The organism is Parafrankia soli, assembly GCF_001854695.1.
Classification (GTDB): Bacteria; Actinomycetota; Actinomycetes; order Frankiales; family Frankiaceae; genus Parafrankia; species Parafrankia soli.
In genome coordinates, this window is the sequence record NZ_MAXA01000231.1 from 1 (window position 1) to 15,040 (window position 15,040).

14 protein-coding genes are annotated in these 15,040 nt (G+C 72.7%); 9 read left to right on the forward strand and 5 right to left on the reverse strand.

Going from position 1 to position 15,040, the window contains the following annotated elements; translation table 11 throughout:
* Both BBK14_RS22855 and rfbB read right to left on the reverse strand, forming a co-directional pair.
* On the reverse strand, positions 1–391 hold a 391-nt coding region (locus BBK14_RS22855), incomplete at its 3' end, for a transposase domain-containing protein (protein ID WP_198541399.1).
* A gap of 281 nt (positions 392–672) precedes the next feature.
* Positions 673–1,677: a dTDP-glucose 4,6-dehydratase gene (rfbB, locus tag BBK14_RS22860; protein ID WP_071065323.1), complete on the reverse strand. Its 1,005-nt coding sequence runs from the start codon at positions 1,675–1,677 to the stop codon at positions 673–675.
* Positions 1,678–1,816: 139 nt separating this feature from the next.
* Here rfbB and BBK14_RS22865 point away from each other — a divergent pair, with 139 nt between their 5' ends.
* The 3 genes from BBK14_RS22865 to BBK14_RS22875 all read left to right on the forward strand — a co-directional run bounded on the left by BBK14_RS22865 (position 1,817) and on the right by BBK14_RS22875 (position 5,263).
* Positions 1,817–3,412 (forward strand): circularly permuted type 2 ATP-grasp protein, encoded by a 1,596-nt coding sequence (locus BBK14_RS22865; RefSeq protein ID WP_071065324.1) that lies wholly within the window; start codon positions 1,817–1,819, stop codon positions 3,410–3,412.
* Entirely contained in the window at positions 3,406–4,350 is a 945-nt protein-coding gene (locus BBK14_RS22870) for an alpha-E domain-containing protein (RefSeq protein ID WP_071065325.1), read from the forward strand. The genes BBK14_RS22865 and BBK14_RS22870 overlap by 7 nt, the downstream gene beginning before the upstream one ends.
* A gap of 67 nt (positions 4,351–4,417) precedes the next feature.
* Positions 4,418–5,263, forward strand: coding sequence for a transglutaminase family protein (locus BBK14_RS22875; RefSeq protein ID WP_071065326.1), 846 nt, complete (start codon positions 4,418–4,420; stop codon positions 5,261–5,263).
* A 40-nt stretch (positions 5,264–5,303) separates the two neighbouring features.
* Here BBK14_RS22875 and BBK14_RS22880 read toward each other — a convergent pair whose 3' ends face one another.
* Complete coding sequence (locus tag BBK14_RS22880) at positions 5,304–5,867, reverse strand: YceI family protein (RefSeq protein WP_041253962.1); 564 nt, start codon at positions 5,865–5,867, stop codon at positions 5,304–5,306.
* A gap of 198 nt (positions 5,868–6,065) precedes the next feature.
* Here BBK14_RS22880 and BBK14_RS22885 point away from each other — a divergent pair, with 198 nt between their 5' ends.
* From BBK14_RS22885 to BBK14_RS22900, 4 genes are read left to right on the forward strand one after another with little or no spacing between them, the layout of a single operon-like run.
* The gene (locus tag BBK14_RS22885; RefSeq protein ID WP_071065327.1) at positions 6,066–7,010 is read left to right on the forward strand and encodes a ComEA family DNA-binding protein; all 945 of its coding nucleotides are present in this window, start codon (positions 6,066–6,068) and stop codon (positions 7,008–7,010) included.
* Positions 7,010–9,448 (forward strand): ComEC/Rec2 family competence protein, encoded by a 2,439-nt coding sequence (locus BBK14_RS22890; RefSeq protein WP_071065328.1) that lies wholly within the window; start codon positions 7,010–7,012, stop codon positions 9,446–9,448. Before BBK14_RS22885 ends, BBK14_RS22890 begins: the two co-directional genes overlap by 1 nt.
* Position 9,449: 1 nt before the next feature.
* Positions 9,450–10,451 carry a DNA polymerase III subunit delta gene (gene holA / locus BBK14_RS22895; RefSeq protein WP_071065357.1) on the forward strand — a complete coding sequence of 334 codons (1,002 nt, stop codon included), beginning with the start codon at positions 9,450–9,452 and terminating at the stop codon, positions 10,449–10,451.
* Complete coding sequence (locus BBK14_RS22900; protein ID WP_071065329.1) at positions 10,448–10,750, forward strand: hypothetical protein; 303 nt, start codon at positions 10,448–10,450, stop codon at positions 10,748–10,750. Before holA ends, BBK14_RS22900 begins: the two co-directional genes overlap by 4 nt.
* Before the next feature lie 139 nt (positions 10,751–10,889).
* Here the strand turns inward: BBK14_RS22900 and rpsT are convergent, their stop codons facing one another.
* Positions 10,890–11,159 carry a 30S ribosomal protein S20 gene (gene rpsT / locus BBK14_RS22905; protein ID WP_071065330.1) on the reverse strand — a complete coding sequence of 90 codons (270 nt, stop codon included), beginning with the start codon at positions 11,157–11,159 and terminating at the stop codon, positions 10,890–10,892.
* A 245-nt stretch (positions 11,160–11,404) separates the two neighbouring features.
* On the opposite strand from rpsT, the gene lepA reads away from it, so the two are divergent.
* Positions 11,405–13,264 carry a translation elongation factor 4 gene (lepA, locus tag BBK14_RS22910; protein ID WP_071065331.1) on the forward strand — a complete coding sequence of 620 codons (1,860 nt, stop codon included), beginning with the start codon at positions 11,405–11,407 and terminating at the stop codon, positions 13,262–13,264.
* A gap of 79 nt (positions 13,265–13,343) precedes the next feature.
* Here the strand turns inward: lepA and BBK14_RS39070 are convergent, their stop codons facing one another.
* Positions 13,344–13,511, reverse strand: a complete 168-nt coding sequence (locus BBK14_RS39070; RefSeq protein WP_198541400.1) for a hypothetical protein — start codon at positions 13,509–13,511, stop codon at positions 13,344–13,346.
* A 278-nt stretch (positions 13,512–13,789) separates the two neighbouring features.
* Between BBK14_RS39070 and hemW the strand changes: the two genes are divergently transcribed.
* Complete coding sequence (gene hemW / locus BBK14_RS22915; RefSeq protein ID WP_071065332.1) at positions 13,790–15,019, forward strand: radical SAM family heme chaperone HemW; 1,230 nt, start codon at positions 13,790–13,792, stop codon at positions 15,017–15,019.
* Positions 15,020–15,040: the final 21 nt, after the last annotated feature.

The following is a 15,040-nucleotide window of genomic DNA, read 5'->3' on the forward strand; positions in this document are numbered from 1 at the left end:
CCCCCACCGTCCGCCGGGGCAGGGCCATCGGCACCGCCGTGCGCTCGAACAGCAGCTTCACCGGCTCCACCCCGAGCCGGTCCCGCGCCTTCGTGATCGCCGTGGTCGCGGGCACCTTCACCGGCCCGGCCTTGTCCGACAGCCAGTCGTCGGCGACCTTCACCTGCCGCATCACCTCGTCGTAGCCATCCGACGGGAACAACGCCAACGCCACCACATACCGCAGGGTCAACGCCGCCGGCAGGTCCCGCGTCCGCCGCTCACGCCGCCCGGTCTCAGCGACCACCCGGTCGACCAGCGCGTCCGGGAACTGCGCCGCCAGCACCCCCAACCCGACCCGGTCCACCAACCGGTCCTCGGGCTTCTCCTTGACCTGACCACGTCTCGGCACCCACCGAACCTACACGATCAGGCACTAAGTTCCTGGTATTGGGCCCAGGCCAGTTCACGCCACATCGTCGGACACCGAGCCGGTGCCGGCCAGCACCCGCGGCGCGCGCTGTTCTCTGTGCCAGGCGATCACGACAGCCGGACCGCCAGTCCGTGACGTAACGCACCCAGAGGTCGACGACCGTGTCCGGGGTGAGCTCGCCGATCGCGGCCGGCAGTGCCTTCCCGGCCCGCTCCATTGATCTGAGGTAGACCGCCGTGGTGCGGATCGGCTCGGGAGGGTCAGCTCTGCCAGGCGGTCTCCGAGACGGGGGAGCGGCCGAGCAGGGGACGCCACCACGCCTCGTTGTCCCGGTACCACCCGATGGTGGCCTTCATCCCGTCCGCGAAGCTGATCCGCGGCTCCCAGCCGAGCGTCGTGCGCAGCTTGCCGGAGTCCAGCAGGTAGCGGCGGTCGTGGGAGGGACGGTCCGGCACGATCGTCTTCAGCGAGGCGGGCAGGCCCAGCTCGCCGAGGATGAGGTCGGCGATGGTCTCGATGTCGGCCTCGATGCCGGAGCCGACGTGATAGGTCTCACCGACAGCGCCGCGCTCGAGCACCGCCTCGATGGCCCGGCAGTGGTCCACCACGTGCAGCCATTCCCTCCGGTTCTTCGTGGAGGCGTAGAGCGGCAGCGACTGGCCCTGCAGCGCCCGCGTCACGAACAGCGGGATGACCTTCTCCGGGAACTGGAACGGACCGTAGTTGTTCGAGCAGTTGGTGATGGTCACCGGCAGGCCGTAGGTGTACCCGTAGGAGCGGACGGCGTGGTCCGAGCCGGCCTTGGCGGCGTTGTACGGGGTCCGGGGCAGGTAGGGGGAGTCCTCGGTGAAGGCGCCGGGGTCGTCGAGGTCCATGTCGCCGTAGACCTCGCAGGTGGAGATCTGGTGGAAGCGCGCGACCCCGACGGTCCGCGCCGCCTCCAGCAGGGTCTGCGTGCCCATGACGTTGGTGGAGAAGAACTCGCCGGGACGGATGATCGCCAGGCTGTTGTGGGACTCGGCGGCGAAGTTGACCACGACGTCCACACGGTGCTCGCGCAGCGTGGACTCGATGAGCTCACGGTCACGGATGTCGCCGTGGACGAAAGTGATCCCGTCCTCGAGGTCGGCGAGGTTCTCCCGGCAGCCCGCGTAGGTCAGCGCGTCGAGCGCGACCATGCGGTCGCCGGGGTGCGTCCCCAGCCAGTACCTGACGAAGTTGGACCCGATGAAACCGGCGGCCCCGGTCACCAGCAGAGTGGTCATCGTTCGCCTTTCGGTGCGTCGTTCGGTGCGTCGTCGCATCGGTCGCGCCTACATACTTCCCCATGCCTGCGCGGACCGGGGGCAGGGGCGCGGTCACGACGACATTCGCAGGTAACACGGAGCACCTACGCTCCTCCGCGTGGCGGACCTTTTCGAGGGGTATCCGGTGGAGGTCGCGGCAGCGGCCGCCTGGGACGAGGTCTTCGACGCGGCGCATCGCCCCCGGGAGGTGTACACCGCCCTGCACGACGCGCTGCAGCCGCTGAGCAGCTCCGACCTCGCGGCCCGCAAGATCGCGCTCGACCGCGCCTTCCGGGACGCCGGCATCACCTTCAACCTGTTCGGCGAGGAGCGGCCGTTCCCGCTGGACCTGGTGCCCAGGCTGCTCTCCTGCGATGAGTGGGACGTCATCGAGCGGGGCGTGACCCAGCGGGTGCGCGCGCTCGAGGCGTTCCTCGACGACGTGTACGGGCGCGCCGACGTCCTCGCGGACGGCATCGTGCCCCGCCGGCTGGTGCTGTCCAGCTCGCACTTCCACCGTGCGGCGCACGGCATCGACCCGCCGAACGGCGTCCGCGCGCATGTCAGCGGCATCGACCTGGTGCGTGACGAGCGCGGCGACTTCCGGGTGCTCGAGGACAACGTCCGCGTCCCGTCCGGGGTCAGTTACGTCATCGAGAACCGGCGCGCGATGACCCGGGTGTTCCCGGAGCTGTTCTCCACCCACCGGGTGCGCCCGGTCGCCGACTACGCCACCCACCTGCTGCACGCGCTGCGCGCGGCGGCRCCACCCGAGGTCGCCGACCCGACCGTCGTGGTCCTCACCCCGGGCGTGTACAACTCCGCCTACTTCGAGCACGCGCTGCTGGCCCGCCAGATGGGCGTCGAGCTGGTCGAGGGCCGGGATCTCTCCGCCCGGAACAACCGGGTCACGATGCGCACCACCGAGGGCGACCAGCCCGTGCACGTCGTCTACCGGCGGGTCGACGACGACTGGCTCGACCCGCTGCACTTTCGTCCCGAGTCGATGGTCGGCTGCGCGGGCCTGCTCAACGCGGCCCGGGCCGGGAACGTGACGATCGCGAACGCCGTCGGCAACGGGGTCGCCGACGACAAGCTGATGTACACCTACGTCCCGGACCTCATCCGTTACTACCTCGGTGAGGAGCCGGCGCTCGGCAACGTCGACACCTTCCGGCTGGAGGACCCGGACCAGCGCGCCCATGTGCTGGACAACCTCGAGTCCCTGGTGGTCAAGCCGGTGGACGGCTCCGGCGGCAAGGGGATCGTGATCGGCCCGCAGGCGACCGAGGCCGAGCTGGTCGCGCTGCGCGCGCGGGTGCTCGCCGACCCGCGCGGGTGGATCGCACAGCGGGTGGTGAAGCTGTCGACCTCCCCGACTCTGGCCGATGACCGCCTCGGGCCGCGCCACGTCGACCTGCGGCCGTTCGCGGTGAACGACGGGAACCGGATCTGGGTGCTGCCCGGCGGGCTGACCCGGGTCGCGCTGCCCCGTGGCAGCCTGGTCGTGAACTCCAGCCAGGGCGGCGGTTCGAAGGACACCTGGGTACTCGCCCCCGAGCGGGTCGCGCCGGAGGAGGCCGCGCTCCTGCGCCGGCGGTCCGGCCTGACGCCGGCGGTCGCCGCCGGGCCCGACCTCGGCCCGCACTCGTCCGACGAGCAGCAGCAACAGCAGTCCGAGCAGCAGAACCAGCAGGGGGACGGGCTGTGCTGAGCCGCATCGCGGAGTCGCTGTTCTGGATCGGCCGCTACGCGGAGCGGGCCGAGTGCACCGCGCGCATCCTGGACGTCCACGTCCATCGGGTGCTCGAGGACCCTTGGCTGGACGAGACGTCGGCCGGGGCCGAGCTGCTCGCCGTGATGGGCGTCGCCGACCGGTCCGGCCCCGCCGACTCCCGGCACGTCACCGAGGTGCTCGCCTACGAGGCCGCGAACGCCTCCAGCATCCGCGGGTCGCTCTCCGCGGCGCGGGAGAACGCCCGCGGTGCCCGTGTCGTGGTCTCCAGTGACGTGTGGGAGTGCCTGAACGCGACCTGGAACGACCTGCCGCACACCGAGGAGCTCGCCCGCCGGATGGGCCCGCACGTGTACTTCCGTTACGTGCGGGAACGCACGGCGATGCTGGCCGGACTGGTCGACGCCACCCTCGCGCGCGACGACGGCTGGYGCTTCCTGGTGCTCGGGCGCAGCCTGGAGCGGGTCGACATGACCGCCCGGCTGCTGTCGTCGAGCATCAGCGACGACCCGAGCTCGCAGAGCTGGGTCAGCCTGCTGCGTTCGTGCGGCGCGCACGAGGCCTACCTGCGCACCTACCGGCGGGCGGTGGACGCGGCCCGGGTCGCGGAGTTCCTGCTGCTGGACCGGCTCTTCCCGCGGTCGATCTACTGGTCGCTGGCGCTCGCGGAGCAGATCCTCGCCGAGCTGGACACCAGCCGCGGCCTGGTCCGGGCGACCGTGGACGACGCCGCCCGGCGCACCGTCGGTCGGGCCCGCACCGAGCTGGAGTTCCGCAGCATCGACGAGCTCGTCGCCGAGATGCCCGACCTGCTGGCCGCCCTGCAACGGACCTGCTCGGCGGTCAGCGCGGCCGTCACCACCCGGTACTTCGCCCGGGACAGCCCGCGCACCTGGGCGAGCGAGGTGCCCGCCTGACGGCGGGCGGGGAACAACAACGGGCGACGGCTGCGCGCGGCGCCGCACACGAGGGAGACAGGCGACGATGAGCTGGCAGATCCGGATCGAGCACTCGACGGGCTACCGGTACGCCAGCCCGGTGATCTCCTCGTACAACGAGGCCCGGATCATCCCCCAGACCGGGGACCGGCAACTCACACTCGAGGCCACCGTCCGCACCGAGCCGTCCTCGTCCACCTACCGCTACTGGGACTACTGGGGGACCCAGGTCACCGCGTTCGACCTGCACACCCCGCACACCGAGCTGATCGTCACCGGGCGCTCGGTCGTGCAGACAGCGCCCGCGCCGGCGCGGCCCACGGACGTCCCCGGCTGGGACGGCCTCACCGATGACCACGTCTCGGACCGGTTCGTCGAGTTCGTCCGGCCCACCGTCTCGACGCCGGAGCACCCGGAGCTGCTGGCCGCCGCCCGCGAGCTCGCCGCCGCCAACACCCCCGCGGACTTCCTGCCCGCGGTCGGTGACTGGGTGCGGGAGAAGCTGCGCTACCAGCCTGGCACGACCGAGGTGCGCACCTCGGCCGTCGAGGCGTGGCAGCAGGGGGTGGGCGTGTGCCAGGATTTCGCCCACTTGGCGCTCGTCCTGATGCGGGCCGCCGGCATGCCGGCCCGCTACGTGTCGGGCTACCAGCACCCGTCGGCGGACGCCGCGGTGGGCGAGACCGTCAGCGGGCAGAGCCATGCCTGGGTCGAGGGCTGGCTGGGTGAGTGGTGGGGCTTCGACCCGACCAACGGCGTGCCCGCGGGCGAGCAGCACGTAGTGGTCGCCCGCGGGCGGGACTACAACGACGTCCCACCGATGTTCGGCGTGTACTCCGGTGGTGCCTCGACGTCCCTGGGCGTGACCGTCTCGGTGACCCGCCTGGGCTGAGCGCCCCTGGCGAGCCGGGCGGTCGGGAGGACCTGGGCGGTCAGGAGGACTTGATGGCCGAGACGTCCAGCTCGATCTTGACCTTGTCGCTGATGAGCACGCCGCCCGTCTCGAGAACGGCGTTGTACGTGAGGCCGAAGTCCTTGCGGCTGATGCTCGTGGTGCCGGTGAAGCCCGCCCGGACGTTGCCGAACGGGTCCTTGGAGCTGCCCTCGAAGGTGATCGCGAGCTCGACCGGCCGGGTCACCCCGCGGATCGTGAGGTCGCCGGCGAGGACGTAACTGTCCTCGTCCTTGCCGAGCTTCGCGCCGGTGCTGACGAAGGTGATGGTCGGGAACTGCGCGACGTCGAGCAGGTCGGGCGACTTCACGTGCCCGTCGCGGTCGGCGACGCCGGTGTCGAAGCTGGCGGTGTCAATGGTCACCGACGCGGTGGACGCCGTCGGGTTCGCGCCGTCGAGCTCCAGGGTGCCCTGCACGGAGGTGAACTGCCCGCGGACCGTCGTGACCATCGCGTGGCGTGCGGCGAAGCCGATCCGGGTGTGCGCGGGGTCGAGGGTCCAGGTGCCGGTGAGGTCGGCCAGGACGGGAGCGGGAGCGGTCATCGTGTTCTCCTCGGAGTGTGTGAGCTGAGACCGGGGCTGCTGGGTGGTGCCGTCGTGCACGTTACTTGCGTGCGCAACCAACGTGGACGGCGGGTCATTCCATCTCCCTGCGCCCCGCGTGCCTGTGGATGAGAACCGGTCGTCCACATCCGCTCCGCATCGGCTCGGACGAACCCTCCCAGCTCCTACCTTGCGTGCATGACTCGAAGCTCCTCGCATCTGTCCCGGGGTGATGACCGGGGTGACGACTGGCCGCTGGCCGGTCTGGACGGCGGCGACCCGGATGGCTGGGACCAGGACGGCGGGGCCTGGGACGGCGGGGACTGGGGTGACGACGGGGAACGGGACGCGGGTCGGGCGGACACTCGCGGCTCGCGGGTGCGGCGGGCCGTCGCCGCTCGCCTCCCGCCGACGCTGCGCGACGCGGTGCTCGCCCCGACGGCCCGGGCGGCGCTGGTGCTGGTGTTGGTCGCCGTCGCGGCGGCGGCCGTGGCCGGCTGGCTGACCTGGCGCGACCGGCCGGTGGCCCTCCAGCCGAGCGCGGCGGCGGTCGGTGATTCGGGGCCCGGTGAGGCCGCGCGCGGGCCAGGCGGGTCCGCGACCGCGGCCGCGGAGCTCGCCCGGAACCCGGCGGAGCCGGCGGCGGGCGAGGCGACGCCGACCACGGCGCCGGAGGTCGTCGTGGACGTCGCCGGCCGTGTGGCGCGCCCCGGGGTCGTGCGCCTGCCGGCCGGATCCCGGGTCGTGGACGCCGTGGAGCGGGCCGGCGGTGTGCTGCCCGGCACCGACACGACGGGGCTGGCACTGGCCAGGGTCCTCACGGACGGTGAGCAGGTCCTCGTCGACGGGCGGCCGGGTCCCGCCCCGCCGCCTCCGGAGGCGGCCGGTGGCGGCTCGCCCTCCGGGTCGTCAGCCGGTTCGGCCGGCGGTTCCGCGGTTGGTTCGGCGGGCCGGCCGCTGAATCTGAACACCGCCACGGTGGAACAGCTCGACGCCCTGCCCGGGGTGGGTCCCGTGCTGGCCCAGCGGATCATCGACTGGCGGGCGGCGAACGGGCCCTTCACCTCGCCCGACCAGCTCGGTGAGGTCTCCGGTGTCGGTGACCGGCGGCTGGCGGACCTGCTGCCCCTGGTGACGGCCTGATGGTCGCCGTCGCGATGGAGACCGGGCTCGGCCTGCCGAGCGGCTCCGATGCGGCGGTCGGCGGTCGGCTGGACCTCCGTCTGGTCGGTCCTGCCGTCGCGGTCTGGGGCGGGGCGGCCGCGGCGGGGTACTGGGGCTTCGGGCCGGTGCTTCTCGGCGTCGCCGGCATGGTGCTGTGTGCGTGCCCGGTGGGGGTGCTGATCGCGCTGCATCAGGGTCCCGGCGGCCGGCTCGGCCGGCCGGGAGCGCTGGTGGCGTTCGTCACCCTGGCGTTCCTCGCGGCCGGGGTTCTCGTGGGCGGGGCGGCCGCGCGGCCCCGGTTCACCGGCCCGCTCGCCGAGATGGCGCGGGCCCACCGGACCGTCAACGCCGAGGTCGTCCTGAGCGACGATCCGAAGATCTCGGCGGCGGCGGCGCCGGCTGCCACTTCGGGCCCGCGGGAGGGGCCGACGGTCACCGTCCGGGCTCGACTCGAGGCCGTGACCGGGCCCGGCCGCCGGCTGCGGGCCTCCGTGCCCGTGCTCCTGGTGGGGCGTGGCTCGGATCTCGCGAACTACCTGCCGGGGCAGCGGCTCAGCGTCCGCGCCGGGCTGGCGCCGGCGGGTCCGGGCGACACGATCGCGACGGTTCTGTTCGTCCGGGCACCGCCACGGGCACGGGGGCGCCCGGACGCCGTGCAACGGGCCGCCGGGTGGCTGCGGGCCGGCCTACGGGACGCCGCCGACGTGGTGCCCCAGCCCGCCGGCGGGCTGCTGCCGGCACTGGTCGTCGGTGACACCTCGGGCCTTGATCCCGGGCTGAAGGACGACTTTCGCACCGCCGGGATGAGCCATCTGACCGCGGTGTCCGGCGCCAATCTGGCGATTACCGCGGGGACGGTGCTGTTCCTGCTCGGGCGGCTCCGGCTCGGGGCCCGCTCCAGGGCGGTCGCCGCGGCCCTGGTCCTCGTCGGGTTCGTGATCCTGGCCCGGCCGTCCGCCAGCGTGGTCCGGGCCGGAGCCATGGGCCTGGTCGGCCTGGTCGCGCTCGCCGCGGGTCGGCCCCGCGCGGCGCTGGCGGCGCTGGCCACCGCGGTCATCGCCGTCGTGATGGCGGATCCGGTGTTCGCGTTGTCGGCCGGGTTCGCCCTGTCGGTTCTCGCGACGACCGGGATGATCGTGTGGGGGCCCGGCTGGAGCGACGCGCTGGAGCGCGGCCGCGCGGTCGGCCGGCTCGGCGAGGTCGTGGCGGTGGCCGCCGCCGCCCAGCTTGCCTGTACGCCGGTGCTGGCCTGGCTCGGCGGGGGCATCAGCATTGTCGCGATCCCGGCCAACGTGGTGGCGGCGCCGGCGGTCGCGCCCGCCACCGTGCTCGGCGTGTCGGCGATGGCCGTCGCCGCCGTCAACGACCCGGTCGCCGCGCTGCTCGCGCGGCTCGCGGGGCTGGCCTGCCACTGGCTCGTGCTGGTCGCGGACGTGGCCGCCGGCGTCCCCGCGGCCACGATCGGCTGGCCGGCGGGGCTCGCGGGGGCGGCCACCGCGCTCGGCTGCGTAGTACTGGTGGTGGCCCTGGCGCGCCGGCGCCCGACCCGCTGGCTGCTGGTGTCGGCGGTGGTGGGCCTGCTGGCGGCCCGGGTGCTCCTGCTGCCGAGGCTGGCGGGCTGGCCGCCGCCGGGCTGGCGGCTCGTTGCCTGCGATGTGGGCCAGGGTGACGGCCTGGTCCTGCGCGCCGGGCCGGCCTCGGCGGTCGTGGTCGACGTGGGTCCCGACCCGGCGCTGATCGCCGCCTGCCTGGATGACCTCGGAGTACGCGAGGTGCCGCTGCTCATGCTCACCCATCTGCACGCGGATCACGCCGCCGGCCTCAGCGGGGTGGTGGGCCGGCTGCCGGTGGGGGAACTGGTGGTGAGCCCGCTGCCCGAGCCGGCCGACCAGTGGGACGCGGTCGAGCGCGCGGCGCGGGCGGCGGGCGTGCCGGTGCGGGCCGTCACCGCCGGCGCCGCGGGGGAGACCGGAGCGGTCCGCTGGCGGGTGATCGGCCCGGAACGGGTCCTGCGGGGCACGGCCAGCGATCCGAACAACGCCAGCCTTGTGGTCCTGGCGGCGGTCGGCGGCGTGACGATACTGCTCACCGGGGATGCCGAGCCGCCGGAGCAGCGGCAGGTGGCGCGGCGCGGTCTCGGGCCCGTCGACGTGCTCAAGGTGGCTCACCACGGCTCCGAGGACCAGCTGCCGGAGTTCCTCACCCGGACCGGCGCCGAGGTGGCGCTGATCAGCGTCGGCGTCGACAACACCTACGGGCATCCCGCGCCGAGCACGCTGGCCGGCCTGCACGCGGCCGGGATGTCGGTGGCCCGCACCGACCTGCACGGCACGGTGGCTGTCGTCGAGACGGCCGGCGGTGGCGTCCGGGCGGTGGCTCGCCGGCCCGGCCCGCGAGGGGGCGGGGCCGGCTCGTGACATGCTGATCCACGTGCCGCCGCCCTCCGCCCCGCCACCGCTGGTCGTCGTGAGCGGCGACGAGGACCTCCTCGTCGCACGGGCCGTCCGGGAGGTGCTCGACGCCGCAAGGGCCCGTGATCCGGAGGTCGAGGTGGTCGACCGGTCACCCGGCGAGCTGACCGAGGCCGACATGATCGATCTCGGCGCCACCTCGATGTTCGGGGGTGGCCGGGTGCTGGTGGTTCGGGGTGCTGCCGACCTGGCGGAGGATCTGCGCGACGCGCTGTTGGCCTACGTGGCCCACCCGCTCGACGATGTGGTCCTCGTTGTGGTCCACAGCGGCGTGGTGAAGAACCGCAAGCTCGTTGACACGATGAAGAAGGCCGGCGCCCGGGTCATGGCCGCGGCGAAGATCACCCGTCCGCGCGACCGGCACGACTTCGTGATCGCGGAGATCCGCCGGCTTGGCGGGCGGATGACCGACGAGGCGGTCCGTGCCCTGCTCGACGCGGTCGGCGGTGACCTGCGCGAGATCGCGGCGGTGTGCGACCAGCTCGTCGCCGACACCGCCGGGGTGATCGACGAGTCGGCGGTCGCCCGCTACCACCGGGGCCGGGCCGAGGCGAGCGGGTTCGCGGTCGCGGACGCCGCCGTCGCCGGCGATCTGGCCGGCGCGCTGACCCTGCTGCGGCAGGCGCTCGAGGGCGGGACGGCACCCGTCCTGGTCACCAGCGCCATCGCCGGCGGGCTGCGTGACCTCGCCCGGGTGTCCGCCGTGGGCGGCGGGTCCAAGTGGGACGTCGCCAAGGCCCTCGGCATGCCGGACTGGAAGGTCGAGCGCGCCCAGCGCGCGGCCCGGAGCTGGTCGGACGCGGGGCTGGCCCGGGCGATCCGGGCGGTCGCGGTCGCCGACGCCGGGGTCAAGGGCGCCGCCGTGGACGCCGGGTACGCCCTGGAACGGCTCCTCCACGAGGTCACCCAGGCGCGAGGCCGGGGCGAGTACGCCGGGCGGGCGCGGTGAACGACTCGGCGGGCCGGCACGGCGGCCCAGGGCACGGCGAGCGGGACGAGCCCGGCCACGACGGCCACGACGACTACGAGGTGCAGCCCGGGGGGATGCTCGGCCTGCGGGTGCTCCCGGCGGGCTGGATGCGCGGCGTGCTCGGCACGGTGACCGCCCTGGTGACGCTGGTGATCGCCATGGGGGACCTGGCCAGCGCCTGGGTGCTGCTGGTGCTGCCGGCCACCGTCGCGGCGCTGGTGGCGTATGCCGAGAACCTTGAACGGGTGCTGGGCCCGGCTGCTGACCCCGAGGACTGACGACTCGGGGACTGGTTGAGTAGGGACGTCCCGGACGCGTCCGGGACGCGTCGAAGACCGGGGCCCGTCTGGCGGGTTGCCCGGTCTTCGAACGAAGTCTGTGATGAACCTGACGCGGGCGCGGATGCCCGCGGTCGGGTCAGGAGGCGCCGATCTCCGCGTTGGCCTTGGCGAGCGCCGACTTGCGGTTGGCGGCCTGGTTGGGGTGGATGACACCCTTGCTGGCGGCCTTGTCGAGCTTCTTGGAGGCGATGCGGAGGGCGCTCTCGGCGCGCTCGACGTCCCCGGCCTCGACGGCGTCGCGGAAGCGACGGACGTGCGTCTTCAGCTCGGACTTCACGGCCTTGTTGCGCAGCCGTCGCTTCTCGTTGGTGAGGTTGCGCTTGATCTGCGACTTGATGTTGGCCACGCGGGAGAACCTCTGAGTTTCGAGTCGGGATGGTACGAGAGTGCCGGGAGGCACCGACGTTATCAAACCAGCGTGCCGGGGCGGTGGTGCGGGCGCGGCCACGCGGACGGGCGCGGCGCGCCTGGCACGATGGGGGCCTGGCACGATGAAGGACTCGAGCCCGTGCACATGACAGTCCGTGCACACGGCGCCAGCCGGACCGAGTGCCCGACAGACCGACGAGCAGCGAAACGAGACCAGCCCGCGTGTCCGAAGCCCCGCACGAGGCCTCCGGCGTCGACCCCGCGTCGATCCGCAACTTCTGCATCATCGCCCACATCGACCACGGCAAGTCCACGCTTGCCGACCGCATGCTGGGCGTGACCGGTGTGGTCGAGGCGCGCAACATGCGCGCGCAGTACCTCGACCGGATGGACATCGAGCGCGAGCGCGGCATCACGATCAAGGCGCAGAACGTCCGGCTGCCCTGGCGGGCCGACGACGGTCAGGACTACGTCCTGCACCTCATCGACACGCCCGGCCACGTGGACTTCACCTACGAGGTGAGCCGGTCGCTCGCGGCCTGTGAGGGCGCGGTGCTGCTGGTCGACGCGGCCCAGGGCATCGAGGCGCAGACGCTCGCCAACCTCTACCTGGCGATCGAGAACGACCTGACGATCATCCCGGTGCTGAACAAGATCGACCTGCCGGCCGCGCAGCCGGAGAAGTACGCCGCGGAGATCTCCTCGATCATCGGCTGCGACCCGGGCGACGTCCTCAAGGTCTCCGGCAAGACCGGCCAGGGCGTCCCGGAGCTGCTCAACGAGATCGTCCGCCGTATCCCGGCGCCGAGTGGCGACCCGGACGGCCCGCTCCGGGCAATGATCTTCGACAGCGTGTACGACATCTACCGCGGTGTGATCACCTATGTCCGAGTGGTCGACGGGTCGCTCAGCACCCGTGACCGTTGCCTGATGATGTCCACCGGGACCAGCCACGAGACCCTCGAGGTCGGTGTCATCTCGCCGGAGCCCCAACCGACCGGGTCGCTGTCGGCAGGTGAGGTCGGCTATGTCATCCCCGGTGTGAAGGACGTCCGCCAGGCCCGTGTCGGGGACACGATCACCTCGGCGCGCCGCCCGGCCACGGAGATGCTCGGCGGCTACCGGGACCCGCGTCCGATGGTCTACTCGGGGCTGTATCCCCTGGACGGCAGCGAGTACCCGGCGCTGCGCGAGGCGCTGGACAAGCTGCAGCTCAACGACGCGGCGCTCACCTTCGAGCCGGAGACGTCGGCGGCGCTGGGGTTCGGCTTCCGGTGTGGCTTCCTCGGGCTGCTCCATCTGGAGATCGTCCGGGAGCGGCTGGAGCGGGAGTTCGACCTCACGCTCATCTCGACGGCCCCCAACGTGGTCTACCGGGTCGTCATGGAGGACACGTCCGAGGTCACGGTGACCAACCCCAGCGACTGGCCCGGCGGCAAGATCGCCGAGGTGTACGAGCCGGTCGTGGATGCGATGCTGCTGCTGCCCACCGACTTCGTCGGCGCCGTGATGGAGCTGTGTCAGGGCCGGCGCGGCGTGCTCAAGGGGATGGACTACATCTCCACCGACCGGGTGGAGCTGAAGTACACGCTGCCGCTCGGTGAGATCATCTTCGACTTCTTCGACGCGCTGAAGTCGCGCACCCGCGGCTACGCCAGCCTCGACTACGAGCCCGCCGGCGAGCAGGCCTCGGAYCTGGTCAAGGTGGACATCCTCCTGCAGGGCGAGGCGGTGGACGCGTTCTCGGCGATCGTGCACCGGGAGAAGGCCTACTCCTACGGAGTGGCGATGACCTCGAAGCTGCGGGAGCTGATTCCCCGCCAGCAGTTCGAGGTGCCGATCCAGGCGGCCATCGGTAGCCGGATCATCGCCCGGGAGAACATCCGCGCCATCCGCAAGGACGTCCTCGCCAAGTGCTACGGCGGTGACATCAGCCGTAAGCGGAAGCTGCTGGAGAAGCAGAAGGAGGGCAAGAAGCGGATGAAGACCATCGGCCGGGTGGAGGTCCCGCAGGAGGCGTTCATCGCGGCACTGTCCACGACCGAGAGCCCGAAGGCGCCGGCGCCCAAGACCGGGCGGTAGCGGCGCGGCGGTCCGCACCGTGCGAGCGGCACGGCGGCCCGTGCCGGCCCTTCGCGGGCCGGGCGCGGGCGGGCGGCCGTCAGACGTTCTCGGGAGCCGCGGCGATCCGGGGAAGCCGGATCGGTTCGGTGGCCGGTTCGGCTTGGGCGAAGCCCAGGGCGAGGACGGATCCCGACCGGTACTCGGTGGTATGTGGGGGTAGAAGTTCCTCGATGGTCACGAGGGCACTGATGGGCTCCTCTTGCATGGTCGAATCATTTCGTACCGACCTCGACTGATCCATGACCAATCGCCCACGATTTGACCCTGCGATTGTCAACAGACCACAAACTGGGTGATTCTGGGCGGTCGGTGGCGTCGTGCCGCCGGTGTCGGCCCGGTGATGGCCCGTAAGGGCGGCGCGCCGGGGCGTCTTGTCCGTTCCTGGTCCCGATGTCGTCCGAGACCGGCAAAAATGACGGTCTCCGGGCACGTTGACAAACAGAGCGTTGCGGTCTCGGCACGCGTTGGGGRCACACTGGGGACATGCCATCCAAGCCTCTCGAGGGGGCGCCGGCACCCGTCGACGGCGCACTCCCCGACGCCGCGCTCACCGAGGTCGGGACCCGGCCGTTCGGTGTCTACGTGCACGTGCCGTACTGCGCAGCACGCTGCGGGTACTGCGACTTCAACACCTATACCCCGGCCGAGCTCGGCGCGGGCGGCCAGGGTGGGGCCGCCTCGTTCGTCGACTCGGTGGCCACCGAGGCCCGGCTGGCCCGCTCGGTCCTGGGCGAGCGGGGCCTGACGGTCTCGACAGTCTTCGTCGGCGGCGGCACTCCGACGCTGCTGCCGGCCGCCGACCTGGCCAAGGTCCTGCGGGTCCTGGACGACACCTTCGGCCTGGCCGGCGACGCGGAGGTCACCACCGAGGCCAACCCGGAGTCCGTCGACCGGGAGACTCTCGAACAGCTCCGGGCAAGTGGGTACACGCGGATCTCGTTCGGCATGCAGAGCGCCCGCCCGCACGTGCTCGCGGCGCTGGACCGGCGGCACACCCCCGGCCGGGTGCCCGAGGTGGTCGGATGGGCGCGGTCCGCCGGGTTCCGCCAGCTCAGCCTCGACCTCATCTACGGCGCGCCGGGGGAGTCCGAGAGCGACTGGGCGGCGAGCCTGGACACGGTGATCGAGCTCGTGCCCGACCACGTCAGCGCCTACGCCCTGACCGTGGAGGAGGGCACCAAGCTCTCCCGCCGGGTGCGCCGCGGCGAGCTGCTGGAGCCGGACGACGACCTGCTCGCCGATCGCTACCTGCAGGCCGACGAGGCGCTCGCCGCCGCCGGCCTGACCAACTACGAGGTCAGCAACTGGGCGCGCGACCAGTCCTCCTGGTGCCGCCACAACATGGGCTACTGGCGGGGCGACGACTGGTGGGGGCTGGGGCCGGGCGCCCACAGCCACGTGGGCGGCGTCCGCTGGTGGAACGTCCGCCACCCGACCGAGTACGCCACCCGGGTCGGTGCCGGCCACAGCCCGGCCGCCGGCCGCGAGGTGCTGGACGCCCAGGCCCGCCGGGTCGAGCGGGTCATGCTGGGGGTCCGCCTCGTCGAGGGGCTGGGCCTCGACGCGCTGGGCGAGCAGGCGTTGGACGTCGCCGCCGAGCTTGCGGCGGACGGCCTCATCGTCGCGGACGTCCTCGCGCAGGGTCGGGTGGCGCTCACCCGTCGTGGCCGACTGCTGACCGACACGGTCGTCCGCGCCCTGTTGCCCGACTGAGCGTCCCGCCGCCCACCCGGG

Excerpts from the sequence above, each read along its gene's own strand:
- rfbB (WP_071065323.1), bottom strand. The coding sequence starts at position 1,677 with ATGACCACTCTGCTGGTGACCGGGGCCGCCGGTTTCATCGGGTCCAAC.
- BBK14_RS22875 (WP_071065326.1), top strand. The coding sequence starts at position 4,418 with ATGAGCTGGCAGATCCGGATCGAGCACTCGACGGGCTACCGGTACGCC.
- BBK14_RS22880 (WP_041253962.1), bottom strand. The coding sequence starts at position 5,867 with ATGACCGCTCCCGCTCCCGTCCTGGCCGACCTCACCGGCACCTGGACC.
- BBK14_RS22885 (WP_071065327.1), top strand. The coding sequence starts at position 6,066 with ATGACTCGAAGCTCCTCGCATCTGTCCCGGGGTGATGACCGGGGTGAC.
- BBK14_RS22890 (WP_071065328.1), top strand. The coding sequence starts at position 7,010 with ATGGTCGCCGTCGCGATGGAGACCGGGCTCGGCCTGCCGAGCGGCTCC.
- holA (WP_071065357.1), top strand. The coding sequence starts at position 9,450 with ATGCTGATCCACGTGCCGCCGCCCTCCGCCCCGCCACCGCTGGTCGTC.
- BBK14_RS39070 (WP_198541400.1), bottom strand. The coding sequence starts at position 13,511 with ATGCAAGAGGAGCCCATCAGTGCCCTCGTGACCATCGAGGAACTTCTA.
- hemW (WP_071065332.1), top strand. The coding sequence starts at position 13,790 with ATGCCATCCAAGCCTCTCGAGGGGGCGCCGGCACCCGTCGACGGCGCA.